Raw genomic sequence first — 17,958 nt, forward strand, 5'->3', positions numbered from 1 at the left:
TGAGTCTAAAAAGAAATGTATTTTGTTAAATTACCAGTGGTTGATATTGACTGAAACGAGCGCATAAGCTATAGTCATACATAGTCTAACCGTGCCACCTAAATTTCATCTAACTTTGAGGTGAGTATTAAATGAAGAAATTCAAAGGGCGTATGGACGAAAGCATCCTCGTCTGCGTCTATTATGGGCCAAATGGTGAACGTCTCATTCAGCGTGGATGTAATATAGCACATATGCTTGATTGTCCATTATATATCCTAACTGTTGATCGATTGCCTTTTGATGAGCTGGATGCAGAGAAATCAGATTATATTACGAGATGGAAACAGTTAGCTGAACAACATAATGCAGAGGAATTTATCCTAAAAGATAACGAAAAACGGCCTATCTCAAAAGTAATTGCAGAAATAGCAAGAGAAAAGAAAATCACACAAATTATTTTAGGCCAGACAGCCCAGAGCCGATGGGAGCAAATTGCAAAGGGTTCCATTATTAACTCATTATTACGCGAAATCCCTTTCGTTGATTTACATCTTATTTCCGTTTCTCGTGCACTAAGAGACCATGAGGGGCAGTTCGAAAAAGGGGTCCGTGCTTATCTGACGAGAGAAGGAGACGTCTATCGTTTAAGCTTCAACTATACGAAAGATGTTGAATTTGAAGGGATTTTCTTTAAGGACCATGGCACAGACTTTAATAATGGTGTATTTAAATTTATGAGAGATAAAGAGACACTGCAAGTAAATGTAACAGAAGACATCGTGAAGGAACTAAAGCATGTTCGAATGATTGAACCGCTGGACATAGATGATGAAGATTAATCATATATGCTCTTCCACTTACTCATTTGTAAGAGGAAGGGCCTTTTTATTGTATTTATAAATTCACATCTACTTTTATTAACTGCTTTTCGTTCTTCTCAATTCCTATATAACGTAAAGTTTCTGCTGGAGTATGATGATTATAAATTGACATTAAGATAGAAATAGCTATGCCCTTTCGGTAAGCGTGATAGCCAAAGGTTTTTCTCAGTGTGTGTGTGCCTATTTTCCCGCTAATTCCCACTTCTTTTGCAGCATGATTAATTATTCGGTAGGCCTGCTGGCGTGTAATTGGCAGGTTATTTTTTTTTGATTTAAAAAGGTAGTCACAATCTTGTAATTTTGAGTTTGCTAAATAATTTTCTAATGCTATTTTGACTTGATTATTAATGTAATAGCCCTTCTTTTCTTCGCCTTTTTCATCACTTATATAAAGGAATTCTTTAGCAAACGCTCCATCCCAAACATCACACACTTTTAGGGAAAGCAGATCATGCACTCTAATCCCAGTATTAATGCCTAATACAAATAACAATAGATCCCTTGATGACTGATTTCGTAAATTCTTTTTTATGGCAAGAATTTTATTTATGTCTCTTATAGGATCGACATATTCCACCGTTATTCCTCCTATAGTTTAATGTTACATAATATGATTTTAACAAAAACTAAGTAACATTACAATTATCATAAATGGAACAAACAAAAAAAAATAGAGCACCATCATAATGAGGCACTCTATTTTTCCCTATCCAATTGCAAAATATTTAATTCGCTTTTTTTCGAAAGAATTTTTCATTCGTATTGAAGTCTTCAAAAAAGTCTGCTTCTGTTCGAATCGATTCCTTACTTCCTAATCCGAGAAATCCGTTCGCACTTAAACTTTCATTAAATAAATCAAGAACATGTGACTGCAGTTTAACATTAAAATAGATAAGGACATTTCTGCAGATAATAACATGAAATTCATTAAATGAGCGATCGGTTACTAAATTATGCTGGGCAAAAACAACCTTTTCCAGCAAATTAGGGTTTAAATAGGCATACTCACAATCTGCTGTATAGTATTCAGAAAAGGATTGCTTTCCCCCAGCTAGCATGTAGTTTTTAGTATATGCCTGCATTTTTTGAAGTGGGATGATTCCTTGCTCTGCTTTTGAAATGACTTGTTCATTCATGTCCGTAGCATAAATTTTCGCTCTGTCTCTAAGCCCTTCTTCCTCCAATAAAATAGCCATGGAAAAGACTTCCTCACCAGTAGAGCAACCTGCATGCCATATACGGATTTCTGGCAGCTTCTTTAAATAGGGAACGACCTCCTCGCGAAAGGCTTTAAAGAAGGACGGATCCCTAAACATCTCAGTCACATTAATGGAGAAGTCACCCAATATTTTATTCAAATAAGTCTCATCATGAATGACTCTTTCTGTTAAACTTGCAATGGTTGGCAATCTCTCTAGATTTAAACGGTTTTGAACTCTTCTCATGATTGAAGATTTCATATATTGTCTAAAATCATAGCCTGATAGCTTAAATATAGCTAACAGCAGCAGATCAAGCTCTAATTCTTCCTTATTTATTCTTGGCATTCTTCAGCATCACTACTCCATAAAAAACTTTTCCTTTAATAAAGTGCTATGACAGCCAAACTCTCATCACAGATAATAACTGTTCGAGGTTCAAAGGCTTACTGATGTAATCGGATGCACCTGATTCAATGCACTTGCGGCGATCACTTTTCATTGCTTTTGCTGTTAAAGCGATGATTGGCATTTCCTGATGTATCTCTATTCCACGAATCCGTTTCATGGTTTCATACCCATCCATGATTGGCATCATAATATCCATTAACACAATGTCAATTTTGCTTGTTTCTTCTATAAGTCTTAAACATTCCATTCCATTTTCAGCAGTTTTGACATTCATCCCCTCTTTTTCAAGCGCATTTTTTACTGCAAATATATTACGATGATCATCATCAACAACAAGAACTGTTTTTCCATTTAAAACGTTTGAGCTCTCATCAAAAGATTCCATGGATTCAACTGGTTGGTAATCCGTCATTTGTTCAGAAAGCAGATCATCATCTTTCGCTGAGGCAGCCTCCTCTTTCACTCGAATCTCCTCTAATTCTGACAACCCTTCAGGCAGGCTAGGGACAAGTAAAGTGAAGCTGCTTCCTGCTCCTTCTCTGCTCTGTACTTTACATACCCCTCCAAGAAGATAAGCAAACTCTTTTGTGATTGATAATCCAAGTCCCGTGCCTCCATATTTTCTCATGGTAGCTCCATCCACTTGCTGGAAAGCTTCGAAAATTTCTTCATGTTTCTCTTCTGGAATACCAATTCCCGTATCGGCAACAACTACTTTTAGCCAAGTATCTGCCTCTTTCCCAAGGGATAATTCAAGGTATTCTTGCCTTTTTGCTTCTTCTACTGAAACAGAAACAGAGCCTTTCTCAGTAAATTTAAAGGCATTTGAAAGCAGGTTTTTTATAATTTGCTGCAGGCGCTGTTCATCTGTAAAAACAGAATGTGGAGCATTTTCTCTTACATTGACAGTAAACTCAAGATTTTTTTGCTTAGCAAATGGCATGAAGTGTCGATTTAATCGTTCGGCAAATTCGTTTATGTTCACCTCTTCAAAATGAATATCCAGCTTCCCTACCTCTACTTTTGACAGATCCAAGATATCATTTATTAAGTTTAGGAGGTCCTGACCTGATGAATGAATGACCTTGGCAAATTCAATCTGTTCTTCGTTCAAGCCATGGTTTGGATCATCTGTCATCATTTCCGAGAGTAATAGTATACTATTCAATGGTGTCCGGAGCTCATGGGACATATTTGCTAGAAATTCAGATTTATATTTCGAGCTTTGTAGAAGTTCACGTGCCTTTTCTTCTAGACTCTCCTTTGCAGCTTGAAGTTCTTCTGACTTAAGCTCTGCATCCTTCGTTCGCTCTTCTAGCTGCTCATTAATCATTCGCAGTTCCTCTGCTTGTGTCTGCATTTCCTCTGATTGCGATTGTAATTCCTCAGATTGAGTCTGCAGCTCTTCGGATTGCATTTGCAATTCTTCTGTCTTTGCCTGTGACTCTTGAAGCAGACAGGCAATCTCCATTCTTCCTAGAATATTGGTTATTGCTATTCCTAGGGTTCCAAGCACCTCTTCCAAAAGCTTTACCTGTGTTGATGTAAATGGTTGTAAGCCAGCCAGCTCTATTACAGCTAACACATCATCCTTTAACAAAATAGGTGCCATTAATATACTTTTCGGTTTCATGGTTCCGAGCCCTGTTGAAATTACCTGATAATCGTCAGGAACCTCATTTAAGAAGAATACTTTTCGATCTATTGCACACTGCCCAACTAGCCCTTCTCCTTCGAAAAAATAGTCTCTTCCTGCCTGGTTTTCGGTATCTGCTGCATAGGAAGCAATTTTACGGAAAATTGGCTTTTTCCCTTCTTCCTTGATATAAAAGCCACCAAGTTTCGCATCAAGTACTTCTGCTAAATTGTTTATTAATTCTTCTGCTAGCCCTTCAATGGTTACATGATGACTATACAGATGGACAATACTAGACGAATGAGTTGTTACCCAGTTTTGTTCAGTGATTTCCAATGTATACTGCGTTTCCTTTGCGCTATAGGTTTCCAGCGAAGCTGCCATTGAATTAAATGCGGATGCAATTTCACCGATTTCATCTTTTGAATTTACATCTAGCCTTGGGATTCTTGTTAAATTAGTAAAATCAATTTGCTTTATTCCTTTCGTTATCGAATGAATATTTCTGCTGGTACTTCTAATTAACCAAAGAGTCACGATTATGATTAATAAAAGTGCAACCGCGACGGCAGAGATAAGAACAATAACGAGGGTATTATATGTATTCGTGGCATTTTTCAATGATACTTCCATTAACGATTCTTGATAATCTTTAAATTCATCTAAATTGATTAATAGTTCATCTCTATTTGCTCGTTCCTTATCATATAAAGTTTTAAGATTATCAATTTCCCCATTTTTAAGATCAACTAGAAACAGCTGCTCCATTTCATGATACGATTGATAAGCTACTTCAATCTGATTAATATACCTTTTGCCTTCTTTCGTATTGACTGAATCCTGAAGATCGATAAATTTTGATTGGATACCAGCATTGTTTGTTTTCAGAAAATCAGAAATAACCGTCGGATCTGTTACATCATTATCAACAACAATTCTTAGAAGCTGACGATCGGCTTGATCAAATAGTTTTCTAATCTCAGTTGCCTGCTTTACTTTAAAATATCGGTCTTGGACAATTTCTATCATATTTGTTCTCATCAAATTAACCATAAATAGGATGACAAACATTAATAGAACCATACAAAATACCGTTAATCCCAATGCAAGAAATTGCTTTTTTTTAAAACTCATTGTTTCCTCCTCCTTCCTGCTAAAATATCATTCTAATCAGATCACACAGAATGTATTTTAGAAGGCAGTAGTAGATCATTGGTAATAAGGAGCGGAAGTATTATTCATTACTTCCGCCTTTTTTTGTGGAGTCTTTGAGATTACCAAATTTCTTACTGATACTGGTGTAGAGATTCGCCAGCTTTTGTCATCCATTCAAATTGACGAAGTCTCAGCTGGAATAATGTTAGCGGATCTCGATAAGTTTCCGGATTCATTCTCATTTCCCGTAAAGACTCTTTATTCCACTCAATTTCTTTACTTGCTTCATCTAATGCCTCATTTAAAACGGAAAACGGATGATCAAAAAACATGTGTATATCTCGATCTAACGCCTTTTCGAATAGCTCAAACGGTTGAGTCAGCTGCCTTGATATCGTATCGGAAACACTGCTATAATCCTCATTTTCAATATATTGCTTATACTTATTAAGAATTAAAACTTTATTTTGCTGAATGGCGTTAAAGAGTTTGCCTGCACTCTTCAATAGAAATTGGGATGGAGTAAAACGCAGAAGTATATTCATTTTTTCTAGCTGATATGCCCCTCTGGTCATCCGGTCGGCATCCCGCCGCCAATCATCTAATAGCTTAAAGTCACAATCCAGCTTGATTTTCTCATTGCCGTACAGGTCATTGAAGCCTGCAGACATTTCATTTAGGAAGCTTTGACTCTGGTCAAACTCAATTTTCGCATCAGCAATCCAATTTTGAAAGGTATAATGAATGGCAGGGAGTACGTTTTCGTCCATATAGTTCTGCACTCTTTTATTCATTTCCTCATTTAGTATGAGGTGAATTTTCCCAAGATCACAGTCCTCTGTAATAAGTTCCGAGCATCCTCGCATTAAACTTGGGATTTCCTCTGTTACTTCTAATTTCATATCATCTACCATTTTTCGAAAAGCTCTTTTTATTGTTCGAATCTTCTCTTCTTCCAGATCACTTAATTGATTTTTAGCTCCGTTAAGCTTGGTTACCATTTCTTCATTCCATTTAATCAAATCAATAAAGCTGTTTTCCATTTCAACGCGTCTTTCTAACAGATACTTAATTGTTTTTCGGATATAATGATGTACTTTAGCTATACGTTCCTCTTCTAGATTCCGACTGTTCTTTATTTCAGTTATAAAATTCGAAAGACTATTTAAATCAAAATGAGGAGTGGATATAGTGAGAATCCTTACTTTCGGGAAATACGTATGCACTTGTGCAGAAACTTGATCAATTACCTCTTGATCATTGTTATTGACAATAAAATGGATAGGCAGATTTGGTGCCTTCTCTCGAATTTTCAAAGCAGCCTCAAGCTCTTTCTCTGAAAATAGTTCATCTGAATCAAGAATAAATAATAAGCTATCTGCAAGCTGCAAGTATTGAAAGACTCCATTCCTGAACTTATACTCTCCAGTCATGCAAGGTGTATGAATGAATGTAATTTCATTGTCACGCAAAAACGACATCGGCTGCCGATATTCGATAATTGCTTGCGGATGAACGGAGTGTTCTGAGAGATTATCAATTTCTCTAAATTCTTCATCAGATATTTCCATTATTTCTGTTGTATCGTTATTCTTATAAATAGCTGGAACGGAAAATAGATCATCCATTGAATTCCTGCCAATAACAGCTTGAATAAAATTCGATTTACTTTGATCGTCTGTGCCAGCCAAAAGAACATGATGGGTATTTAAATCCAGCAGCTCTTTCACCATCCAGCCAAAACGCTTCCCTAACTCGATTCCATTCTTCTTTGCCCAATGTACGATAGATTCAAATAGAAGATACCCTTCTTCAAGACTATCTCCATTCCCTGCAGCTCTCTTTAATAAACTTTCTGCTTTATTGATGATTTCCGGTTCAATCCCTGAAGTGAATATTTCACTCCATGCCAATATAGAAGCAGCGGCAAACAAAGTCTGAGATGAGTCAGCTAATTTAAGCCAATTCGTTAGGTGATTAGGGATAAGATGTGATAATTCTTTGATTAAATACTTGCCATCAATTAATTCAAAATACGTATTATGATAGAGTTCAGATAACTCACGCCATATGTGCGCCTTGCTCCCGTCTTTATGTAGAAGAATATGATTAATCTCTTTCAGCCAAGAAAAATAAAACTCACTATTCTTATAACACTTCCAAAATGACACGGTTAGTGCTTCAAACTTTATTAAATCAACTTTATAGAGTGTATGAAGGACCTCATTGAAATCACTTGGCGGCATTTTCATCATTTTGCCTTGTTCAACATATGTGTGGAGAATGTCGTACCACTGTAAATTACCCGTGCGAACAGATTCATTTACCGCAAGCTCCACCGCATTATTCCAATCCTGATACTCTTCGAAAAAGGATCTAGCAATCTCTGTTACTTCCGAATAATCAGGATTTAAGATTACTGCTTCTTTAATCACTTCAACAGCTCTTTCCAGCTTTCCCTGTTCAATGTAAAGTGAAAATAGCTGCAGAAGTACTTCCGTTTTTAATATGTCTGATTCGGTATGAATGGATTGATAAATATCCTCTGCAGTTGAGAGGAGTTCAAGTTCAAAATAGGCATCAGCCATATTTTTCTTTGCCCATGGCTCAAGTTCATTATCAATATTCTCCCATTTAAAAATAGCCGCTTCATAATCCCGGTGCTGGAAATATACCTCTCCTTGCGAAAAGCGAATATAGGATAAATCTGACACTTCCTTCTTATGCTCCTCCATATAAAGATCCCCGAGAAGTTTCATTGATTGCAAATGCTCATTTTCGGCAATCAATGTATGGTAATACACTTTATTATTTAGTTTCTCATCTATTGTCATCATGATTCCCCCATGAACATTATTTTGAAATTGAAACATATTCAGCCGAAAAAGCTGAAGGGTCAAGACCACGATTCAACAAATTTCTTCAACTCTTTCTTGTATTCTAACAAATTATCTATATTTTTTTGATTACATTATTGTATTCCATTGTAACAATTTTAATAATAGGAAAAAAATCATGTGCTTTTTTATCTAAATATCCTCTTTTAAATATTTTGAAACAGGCTTTTAGAAAGAATTTCGTCAGCATGTAGAGTTTTTTGTCACATTCCTCCGGTGTCTATTATCGTCCCTGATTGATTTACCTATAAGAAATCAGTAAAATAAAGAAAAAGTATATATTATAGAAAGGCTGATTCAGGTTTGGAAAATAATTCATCCAATTTTATTAAAAATATTATGATTGAAGATTTGGAGACTGGAAAGCATAAAGAAATTATTACCCGCTTTCCTCCTGAGCCGAATGGATACCTTCATATTGGTCATGCCAAATCGATTATTATTAACTTCGGTCTTGCAGATGATTTCGAAGGAAAAACAAATTTACGCTTCGATGATACGAATCCATTAAAAGAAGATCAAGAATATGTAGATTCTATTAAAGAAGATGTTAAGTGGCTTGGTTATGAATGGGATGAGCTGCGCTTTGCATCTGATTATTTTGAAGAAATGTATAACCGTGCTGTCCTTTTAATCAAAAAAGGAAAAGCATATGTTGATGAATTATCTCAAGAAGAGATCCGCGAATATCGCGGCACACTCACAGAACCTGGAAAAGACAGCCCTTATCGCAATCGTACAATTGAAGAAAACCTTGATTTATTTGAGCGTATGCGCAATGGTGAATTTGAAAACGGCAGTAAAGTTTTGCGGGCTAAGATTGATATGGCCTCGCCAAACTTAAATATGCGTGATCCAGTCATTTACCGTGTAGCACATGCTACCCATCACAATACAGGTGATAAATGGTGTATCTATCCGATGTACGCATTTGCTCATCCACTAGAAGATGCCATCGAAAATGTAACACATTCGATTTGCACCACAGAATTTGAAGATCAGCGCCCATTATACAACTGGGTAGTTGAGGAATGCGAAATGGAAAGCAAGCCACAGCAAATTGAATTTGGCCGCCTGAACATTACGAACACTGTCATGAGCAAGCGCAAATTAAAGCAGCTTGTTGATGAGGGATTTGTCGATGGCTGGGACGATCCACGCATGCCAACGATTTCTGGTTTAAGAAGAAAAGGCTTTACACCAGGAGCCATTCGTGAGTTTGTTAAAGCAACAGGTGTTTCAAAAGGCTATGGAGCTGTCGACGAGGCAATGCTTGAGCATTTTGTCAGAGAGGACTTAAAGCTTGAAGTCCCGCGAACAATGGGTGTGCTTAATCCTTTAAAAGTAGTAATTACTAACTATCCGGAAGATAAAGTAGAAATGCTTGACGCTGAAATCAACCCTGAAAATCCTGAAATGGGATCTCGCCAAATCCCATTCTCAAGAGAGATTTACATTGAGCAGGATGACTTCATGGAAGATCCGCCTAAAAAATACTTCCGACTCTTTCCAGGAAACGAAGTGAGGCTAAAGCATGCATACTTCATTAAATGCAATGACGTGATTAAAGATGAAAACGGCAAAGTTATTGAGATCCACTGCACATATGATCCTGAAACAAAGAGCGGGACAGGCTTTACAGGCCGTAAAGTAAAAGGAACAATCCACTGGGTAGATGCAAAGAATGCTGTTCCCGCAGAATTCCGTCTGTATGAACCGTTAATTCTCGATGCAGAAATGAACGAAGATATTCCTGAGGAGAAAACATTTCTTGACTATGTTAATGCCAACTCACTAGAAATTGTTCAGGGGTTTGTAGAGCCTAATATGAAGGATGTTAAGCCGCAGGATAAATTCCAATTTTTCCGTCACGGGTATTTTAATGTTGATCCGAAGCACTCTACTTCTGAGAAAATGGTATTTAACCGGATTGTTTCATTAAAGAGTTCATTTAAATTATAATAACATCTATAGCAATGGGAAGAAAAAAGGAGGAATTCAGGTGACAAATCAACATAATAATCAAGAGCTGCCGCCAAAAACATGTACAATCGATAAATTAGTAACGGTTCCTGAAGATATTGAAAAAGTGCTTGCAGGCAAAAAAACGGCTACACGCCGCAATGGACGCTATGCGGACATCGGTGAAATTATGACGCTTCAAGGAAAAGACTTTGTCGTTGAAAATGTTTATTCTCAAGCACTTGGTGAGTTAACGGATGAACATGCTAAGCAAGAAGGCTACGATAATGTAGAGGAGTACAAAGAATCTATTCTTTCTTTCCACCCTGGTATGCCTTGGCTGCCGCAAATGAGGGTGTGGGTGCATGAATTCCGTCCTGTTTCGGAGTAATGGATACACTTTACCGATTTATTGTTTACCTTCATGTTGGTAGTGCGGTTTTCTCAATTGGGCCTTTCATTATATTAATTCCAATTGTAAAAAAGCTGCGTGCTGCCGATACAAATGTTCAACAAGCCTATATCGATATCATTCGATTTTCCGTCAGGCTCGTTAAACATGCTGGACATGTCTTAGTTGGCAGTGGGGTTTTACTGATTGCCATGGGCCCATGGACGTGGAAAACTTCATGGGTTATTGCAACTTTAATCGTGATGTTCGGTTCTATATTTTTCTTGGCTCGTGCGTATACACCTACACTTCGTGTTTTTTTTGAGCCTAAACAAAACCAGCACGCATTAGTCAAAAAACTTTCTTGGTCAAGCTGGCTCTATCTCATCCTTCTTATGATCATGCTTTGGTTCATGGTTGCTAAGCCGGCTCTTTGGTAAAAAAAGATTAAAATGGTCAGTCTCATGTTGAGACTGACCATTTTTTAAAGAAAGGGGAAAGCTTCGCCAGCCACACAGCACACGACTAAAAGTGAAGCTTTTAGGAGGACGTCGCGTTTTGTCGGCCTCGAGGTCACAAGCCTATCTAGTTACGGCTCTTAGGGCCTCGTGTCATAAGCCTCCACATTTTGATCAATCCTTCCAAAAAGGTAAAGAGCACCTTTCTGTGAGGCTCCACTTGTGCTTTTCGGGGTGAGCACAAAGGAAAGCTTCTTTAAGAAATCACCTAGGAACAATCAGAACTTTGATTGTTCCTAGGTGATTTCTCATTTCAATTAAGGGATATTATTTTCTTTTTAGTAGACTAGTGAACTATAATAAACATATGAATTGACGAATTAGTTGAAACTTTTTACACATATAAACGTTTAATAACTAACTGCATTATTTTAAGGAGTGAATGTTGTGGGGGTTACTTTACGCAAAGGGCAAAAGGTAGATTTAACGAAAACCAATCCTGGTTTGGAAATGGTTGTTGTCGGATTAGGATGGGATGTTAGTGGAGGCCACTCTAATTATGACTTAGATGCTTCAGCATTTTTAGTAGGTCCTTCTGGAAAGGTTCAAAGTGATCTAGATTTCGTCTTCTATAATAATCCATCTGGCGGAAACGGATCAATTATTTACAGCGGCGATAACAGAACAGGTGCTGGCGCAAGCGATGATGAGCAAATCAAAATTGAACTGAATAAAGTTCCACCTTCCATTCACCGCATCGCCTTCACGATTACAATCCACGATGCTCAAGCTAAAGGGCAAAGCTTCGGACATGTTTCAAATGCCTATGTAAGAATATTTAACGCATTTACTAATGAAGAATTAATTCGCTTTGATCTTGGACGTGAATTTACGGTAGAGACTGCTATAGTTGCAGCTGAGCTTTACCGCCATAATGGCGAATGGAAATTTAATGCCATTGCAAGTGGGTTCCAAGGCGGTTTAGCAGCTCTATGCCGTAATTTCGGTGTAACGGTTGACGATGAGCCAACAGTACAGCCTGCCTTTCAATCAGATTACCAGCAGAATAATCCATCCTTTGGCGGGACTCAAGCTTTTAATACTCAGCAAAACCCAACATACAATCAGCCAAGCTTTGGACAAACGACTCACCAGCAAAGTACACCTGTTTTTGGACAGAATGGACAATACAATTCTCCATATAATCAGCCTGGGTTTGGTCAAGGCGGACAATCTAATTCAACCTATAATCAGCCTGCTTATGGACAATCCGGTTACTCGTCAACGAATAACCAGTCTACATATGGACAGACACATTCCTCCTCTCATGCTTATGGAGGTGACAATATCAATTGTATTCGCTGCGGGTCTTCCAATGTTAGAACCGGAGAAAAGGGCTTCGGACTTGGAAAAGCAGCAATTGGCGGACTTATTCTAGGTCCAGTGGGACTATTAGGCGGATTTATCGGGAAAAACCAATTAAAGTTCACTTGTAACAACTGCAATCATGCCTGGTCACCCAACCAAACCGATTATGCTCAATGGGCGAATCAGCAAAAAAGAAGAGCTCAAGAGTTATTTACCCGCTATAAGAGCCAAGATGTTATGGATGCGGTAGTAGCTGCCTGTGCACTAGTGGCACTTGCTGATGGCAGACTCGATCAAACTGAGCGTCAAAAAATGATTGAATTTGTGAACCAGAGCGAAGAATTAAGAGTTTTCGATACAAACAAAGTTATACAACAATTTAATTTATTTGTGCAAAAAATCGAAAGAGATTCTATTATTGGACGTGCCGAAGCATTTAAAGCATTAGGGCGTATTCGATCCAAGCCAGAAATTGCTAGATTGGTTGCACGCTATTGTATCGCTATCGGTTATGCAGACGGCCATTTTGACCCAAGCGAGAAACAAATCGTTACTGAAATTTGTATGGAGCTTGGCCTAAATCCGCATGAATTTTTATCATAACTTGAATAGCGGAAGCCTCTTGCATAGCCCCGTATGGACTGGAGCGGACCTCAGTGCGTAGATAAAGGAAACATGAAGAGTCAATAGCGCATTCGTTCTTGACTTATCGCAGGGGGAAAGGGAAATCCAATAGGTGCTAGACAGTTCTCAAATTCAAAAAATAAATAATAACTCTGCAAAAAAAGAGGTCGATCCTAACAAGATCCTCCTCTTTTTGCAATAATATAATGGATATGGAGGGATTGGGATGCAAAATAAAAAACTAGTAATTACTCAAAATCTTGACCAAATTCTTATTGATAAAATAAAAGTCATCATCCCAGACTGGGATCTAGTTATTGGAAAAGAAAAAAACATCTGGTCCGAACACCTGAATGAGGCAGAAATTATTGTTAGCTGGAAGAAGGAAATAGAAAAAATGATATCCTGGAACCAGTCGAAACTACGCTGGCTTCAAGCTTGGTCAGCTGGAGTGAATAGCTTGCCATTACAAGAATTAGAAGCTAAAAAGATACATACAACCTCAGCAAATGGCGTTCATGCCTACCCAATCTCAGAAACTATCTTCGCCCTTATGCTTGCATTAACGCGTAAAATCCATACATATGTAAAAAACCAACAAACAAAAAAATGGGATCATGCTGGCTTAAATCTTGAATTACATGGGAAAACCATTGCGATATTAGGGATTGGCGCCATAGGCAAAGAAACAGCAAAGATCGCTAAGGCATTTGGGATGGAAGTCATTGGCTTTCGTCATTCAGGGAAACCTGAAGAAAATGTAGATATCATGTATACACTCCAGCATTTAAATAACGTGCTGCCACATTGTGACTATGTCGTGGTCACACTTCCTTACACAAAGGAAACCCATCATCTTTTTGGAACAGAGCAATTTAACTTGATGAAGCCATCTTCTTTCTTCATTAATATAGGCAGAGGAAGCATAGTGGTAGAATCAGAGCTTATTAATGCCTTACAAGATGGGAAAATTTCAGGGGCTGGCCTAGATGTATTTGAAAAGGAGCCTTTGGACGAAGGAAGTCCATTATGGGAGCTCGACAATGTCATTATTACTCCACACACATCCGGGTCAACAGAACATTATACGAAACGTGTGATAGAAGATATATTCATTCCGAATTTGAAAAGCTATATTCAAGGAGAAACTCCTGCGATTAATTTGGTTGATTATAAAAAGGGATATTAATGTATCTTAGCCTTGCTTAATTTAGCAAGGCTTTCTTTGATTATCTGCAGGAAAAATAAGACCCATTTCCTCCCTTGCGGCGTCTAAAATAGTTGCTGTCACATAGGAGTTTCGATAGGAGTTAATAGAGGACTCTTTTTTCCCTTGCTTAATTAGGTCAACAAAAGCCCTAGCTTCATCATACATCCCATCCCCTTTCTGCATAGTAGAAATAACTTCTTTTCTTCCATCCAGATAACGAATTTCTATATGTCCAGGTGCAGGCATATGATCAATAATCATCGTTCCTCCCTCCCCTTGTATCTCTGAAGGGAGGTTGGAATTTGTAATTTTCGAGTGTATAATTACGCCCTCCATTTCATCATACTTTACAAGAAGACTGCCCTCCCCATCAACTCCAGAGTCTAGCATGACACAAGTTGCCTTTACTTCCTTTGGCTGGCCAAATAAGACAACCATGGGATAGATGCAATATACTCCTAAATCCATTAATGACCCGTTTGAGAAAACAGGGTTAAATGCATTCAAAATTGTACCGGCTTTATATGTGTCGTATCTAGAAGAATACTGACAATAGCTTGCTGTATACCTGCGGATTTTGCCAAGCTTATGCAGATTTCCCCTGATAAGAGTAAAATTTGGATGGAAAGTTGTTCTCATTGCCTCCATCAGCAGCACATCATTCCTTTTAGCAGCCGCAATCATCAATTCCACTTCTGCAGCATTTGAAGCGAACGGCTTCTCACACAAAACATGCTTTCCATGGTTTAACAAGGTAATTGCCTGATCCGCATGAAAGGAATTTGGACTGGCTATATATACTGCATCCAGCTGATCGCTTACAGCCATTTCTTCTATAGACGTAAATGTATGATTGGCCTGATATTTTTCAGCAAATTCATGTGCACGATCGGAAGTCCGTGAATAAACGGCCGTTAATAAAAAGTCATTCATATCCTTTACCGCCTGTAAAAATCGATCAGTGATCCAATTCGTTCCTATCACTCCAAAGCGTATCATTTTCTTTGCCTCCATTCAGGATTCGGATGAACATACTGTATACATTTCTTATATTCATTAGTTTAGGTACTTTTTCTTTTTTTAAGGCATTAATCTAATAAATTTTGTAATTTCATTCATTTTTAATTTTGGCCGACAAAAAACAGCACCCCACCAAGGAGGCACTGCTAAATAAATTATCTAATATTTTGCTCATGGTATGCTTGCTTATCCGCCTTAATCTTTTTGGCTTTTTTCGGCTTTGGCCCCATATTATCAAAACGTGCTTGTTCATAAACAGCCGTTCCTACAATTTCAGCCACATCCTCTAGCTTTTCTTTGCTAATTTTATCTATTGTATCTTCTGGTGTATGATACCAAGGCTCTGATGGACTATGAATGAATAGTGCGGCAGGGATTCCAGCTTCTGCAAATGGAACATGGTCACTTCTTCCCCCCTGTGAATATGGAGTGGGTTCTCCATTTAATCTTGCACTAGATGCCTGTGCAAGCTCGGTGACAAGGTTTGGCTGACCATCTAGTGTTGCCATAACTAAATCACCAGCATCCTTGCTTCCTACCATATCAAGATTAAAGTTTGCAATGATGCGATTTTTTTCATCATCTGAAAGGTTTGCAACATACTGTGTCGAGCCAATCAAGCCTAATTCTTCCGCTCCAAATGTAATAAAGCGAATTTCAGAATCAGTCGGTAAATCTTTAAATACACGAGCCAGCTCAAGTGTCATAGCAGTTCCGGAGGCATCATCATTCGCTCCAGGTGCACCAGCTACAGAATCATGATGAGATCCTACTACAATCACATTATTTGTATCCTTCTTTTTATTAGTTGGTTTTTTCGTTGCGATTACATTATGGGAAACACTTTCCCTCGTCCTTGCCCCCTCAATTTTTAAAGTTGCTGTGTGTGTTTCCCCATTACTTAAGGAAGCGGCAAGGGCATCCCCTTCTGCTTGTGATAAAGATGCGGCAGGAACATATTGATCATTTGCCTCACCAAGTGTACCGTTCATAGCGCCGGAAGTATTATTGAAAATTACAACGCCTGATGCACCTTTATTAGCAGCATTTAACACTTTTTCAGCAAATGAAATATCCCCGCGTTTAATTAGAGCTATTTTCCCGGTAAGATCCAAACCTTCTAAGTCACTCGCCGTACCTAAGCCAGCGTATACAAGTTCGCCTGATACCTCTCCACTCACTGTATAAGTAAAGGATCCTGGATTTAGCTGTCCATCATAACCGTTTACATCCAGTTCAATTGTATGAGGAGGAGTATAGCCATAGAAAGTAAATGGCTGCAAATCAACTTCATATCCATAGGATTCGAACTGTTCTTTGATAAACTTAACAGCATTATCTTCTTCTTCCGTACCTGCAACCCTAGGAGTCTTCGATAAATATTCAATATTTTTATAAATATTTTCTACATTAAGCTTGTTGATCACCTTATGATCAAATACTTTAACAGGCTGATTTTGAGCAATTTCTACCGGCTTTGCGAACACTGCCTGTGAACCGATTGCACCAAATGCTAATGTACTGGCTAGAACAATTGTTATAACTGGCTTTTTCATATGCTTCCTCCTACTAGATTAATAGATTCTATTCAAAATATTATAATATTTGGATAATTCGAATAAGAGCACTAAATACTAAGTTTAGCTAGTCATAAACTTCTAATTATTAATAAATATAAACCTTACAGTCCATTAATCATAGGCACGAACACATAAAAAAAACCAGTCTCTACCAAATTGGTATGATACCGGTTTTAAAGCAAACTAATTATTTCATTATGTCATGGTCAACATAGCGCTCACCATTTAATTCACTAATTACATTAATTGCAACTCTCGCGCCATCGCCAGCTGTAATGATTGTATGCATACTTACTCCAGCAACTGTGCCTGCTCCCCAGATGCCTTCAATATTTGTCTTTCCATCTGCATCTAGATCTAAGATCGTTTTAATGCGTGGTTCTGTACCAGGCTTTGTATGTAAACCAATTTTTTCAGCAAGATCTGTTAACATGCCTGTTGCAAAGATTACATGCTTCGATTCAAAAGATTGATCATTTGTTTGAATGGCGAAGCCAGATTCAGCTTTTACGATATTTTCAACAGTTGCTTCTTTAAACTCCGCACCAAATTTTGCAGCCTGTTTTTTACCGGTCTCAACTAAATCTGGTCCTGTAATCTCCATTACTCCATAATGATTTTCTACCCATGCACGTTTTGTAACACTTTTGTCGTTATCAATAACCAATACTTTTTTTCCTGCTTTTGCAGCAAATAATGCAGCACTTGCACCAGTTGGTCCAGCCCCAATAATTGCGATATCAAACATGTTAATTCCTCCTTTGAATTTTTTCTATTTATAGACTATATCAAATAATATCAATTGTAAAACAATGTGTTTTAAAAGAAGCGATTACCTTTAATCTTCATCTTTCACATCTAAATCTTCTGGGATTGGTTCATTTAAGATTTCTTCTACAAATTCCCTATATTTTTCGACTTGCTGCAAATGAGTAGTGAATTGATCTTTATTGATTAAATATTGCTGTCCATCAAAAATTGCACGAATTCTTTTTTGCTGAACTAAACTTTCAATATATGATTCTGGATAAGAGAGGTATTCAGCTGTTTCTTTAATTGTCAAATACATGGTTGAATCATCCTTTTTTAAAAGTATATGAGTCATTATAACAGAAGATCATGACTCCTATGGGCCATCAAATGCAGAAGAAGCACATATGTATCAAATGTTTGATTCATACGTG

General features: G+C 37.7%; 14 protein-coding genes. 6 read left to right on the forward strand and 8 right to left on the reverse strand.

Annotated features, from left to right (window positions below; translation table 11 throughout):
• Positions 1 to 131 precede the first annotated feature (131 nt).
• Positions 132 to 821 carry a universal stress protein gene (locus ASU02_RS18970; protein ID WP_057766520.1) on the forward strand — a complete coding sequence of 230 codons (690 nt, stop codon included), beginning with the start codon at positions 132 to 134 and terminating at the stop codon, positions 819 to 821.
• Between the two features lie 55 nt (positions 822 to 876).
• Here ASU02_RS18970 and ASU02_RS18975 read toward each other — a convergent pair whose 3' ends face one another.
• The 4 genes from ASU02_RS18975 to ASU02_RS18990 all read right to left on the reverse strand — a co-directional run bounded on the left by ASU02_RS18975 (position 877) and on the right by ASU02_RS18990 (position 8,098).
• Positions 877 to 1,440 (reverse strand): tyrosine-type recombinase/integrase, encoded by a 564-nt coding sequence (locus ASU02_RS18975; RefSeq protein ID WP_057766522.1) that lies wholly within the window; start codon positions 1,438 to 1,440, stop codon positions 877 to 879.
• 148 nt (positions 1,441 to 1,588) lie between these two features.
• The gene (locus ASU02_RS18980) at positions 1,589 to 2,410 is read right to left on the reverse strand and encodes a CheR family methyltransferase (protein ID WP_057766525.1); all 822 of its coding nucleotides are present in this window, start codon (positions 2,408 to 2,410) and stop codon (positions 1,589 to 1,591) included.
• Between the two features lie 46 nt (positions 2,411 to 2,456).
• Positions 2,457 to 5,243 carry a response regulator gene (locus ASU02_RS18985; protein ID WP_057766527.1) on the reverse strand — a complete coding sequence of 929 codons (2,787 nt, stop codon included), beginning with the start codon at positions 5,241 to 5,243 and terminating at the stop codon, positions 2,457 to 2,459.
• 152 nt (positions 5,244 to 5,395) lie between these two features.
• The gene (locus ASU02_RS18990; protein WP_057766529.1) at positions 5,396 to 8,098 is read right to left on the reverse strand and encodes a hypothetical protein; all 2,703 of its coding nucleotides are present in this window, start codon (positions 8,096 to 8,098) and stop codon (positions 5,396 to 5,398) included.
• A 366-nt stretch (positions 8,099 to 8,464) separates the two neighbouring features.
• Between ASU02_RS18990 and ASU02_RS18995 the strand changes: the two genes are divergently transcribed.
• The 5 genes from ASU02_RS18995 to ASU02_RS19015 all read left to right on the forward strand — a co-directional run bounded on the left by ASU02_RS18995 (position 8,465) and on the right by ASU02_RS19015 (position 14,153).
• Entirely contained in the window at positions 8,465 to 10,123 is a 1,659-nt protein-coding gene (locus ASU02_RS18995) for a glutamine--tRNA ligase/YqeY domain fusion protein (protein WP_057766531.1), read from the forward strand.
• Between the two features lie 40 nt (positions 10,124 to 10,163).
• Positions 10,164 to 10,514: an ASCH domain-containing protein gene (locus ASU02_RS19000; protein ID WP_057766534.1), complete on the forward strand. Its 351-nt coding sequence runs from the start codon at positions 10,164 to 10,166 to the stop codon at positions 10,512 to 10,514.
• Entirely contained in the window at positions 10,514 to 10,954 is a 441-nt protein-coding gene (locus ASU02_RS19005; RefSeq protein ID WP_057766536.1) for a hypothetical protein, read from the forward strand. The genes ASU02_RS19000 and ASU02_RS19005 overlap by 1 nt, the downstream gene beginning before the upstream one ends.
• A gap of 465 nt (positions 10,955 to 11,419) precedes the next feature.
• Complete coding sequence (locus tag ASU02_RS27270) at positions 11,420 to 12,943, forward strand: TerD family protein (RefSeq protein ID WP_057766538.1); 1,524 nt, start codon at positions 11,420 to 11,422, stop codon at positions 12,941 to 12,943.
• 247 nt (positions 12,944 to 13,190) lie between these two features.
• On the forward strand, positions 13,191 to 14,153 hold the full coding sequence (locus ASU02_RS19015) for a D-2-hydroxyacid dehydrogenase (protein ID WP_057766540.1): 963 nt from the start codon (positions 13,191 to 13,193) through the stop codon (positions 14,151 to 14,153).
• A 21-nt stretch (positions 14,154 to 14,174) separates the two neighbouring features.
• Here ASU02_RS19015 and ASU02_RS19020 read toward each other — a convergent pair whose 3' ends face one another.
• From ASU02_RS19020 to ASU02_RS19035, 4 genes are all read right to left on the reverse strand, one after another.
• Entirely contained in the window at positions 14,175 to 15,173 is a 999-nt protein-coding gene (locus tag ASU02_RS19020; RefSeq protein ID WP_057766542.1) for a Gfo/Idh/MocA family protein, read from the reverse strand.
• Between the two features lie 176 nt (positions 15,174 to 15,349).
• Positions 15,350 to 16,750, reverse strand: a complete 1,401-nt coding sequence (locus tag ASU02_RS19025; RefSeq protein WP_057766544.1) for a M20/M25/M40 family metallo-hydrolase — start codon at positions 16,748 to 16,750, stop codon at positions 15,350 to 15,352.
• Between the two features lie 211 nt (positions 16,751 to 16,961).
• Positions 16,962 to 17,522 (reverse strand): FAD-dependent oxidoreductase, encoded by a 561-nt coding sequence (locus ASU02_RS19030; protein ID WP_057766546.1) that lies wholly within the window; start codon positions 17,520 to 17,522, stop codon positions 16,962 to 16,964.
• Between the two features lie 90 nt (positions 17,523 to 17,612).
• Complete coding sequence (locus ASU02_RS19035; protein WP_057766549.1) at positions 17,613 to 17,843, reverse strand: excisionase family DNA-binding protein; 231 nt, start codon at positions 17,841 to 17,843, stop codon at positions 17,613 to 17,615.
• Positions 17,844 to 17,958: the final 115 nt, after the last annotated feature.

Origin of the sequence: Cytobacillus praedii (genome assembly GCF_001439605.1) — a bacterium.
Classification (GTDB): domain Bacteria; phylum Bacillota; class Bacilli; order Bacillales; family Cytobacillaceae; genus Cytobacillus; species Cytobacillus praedii.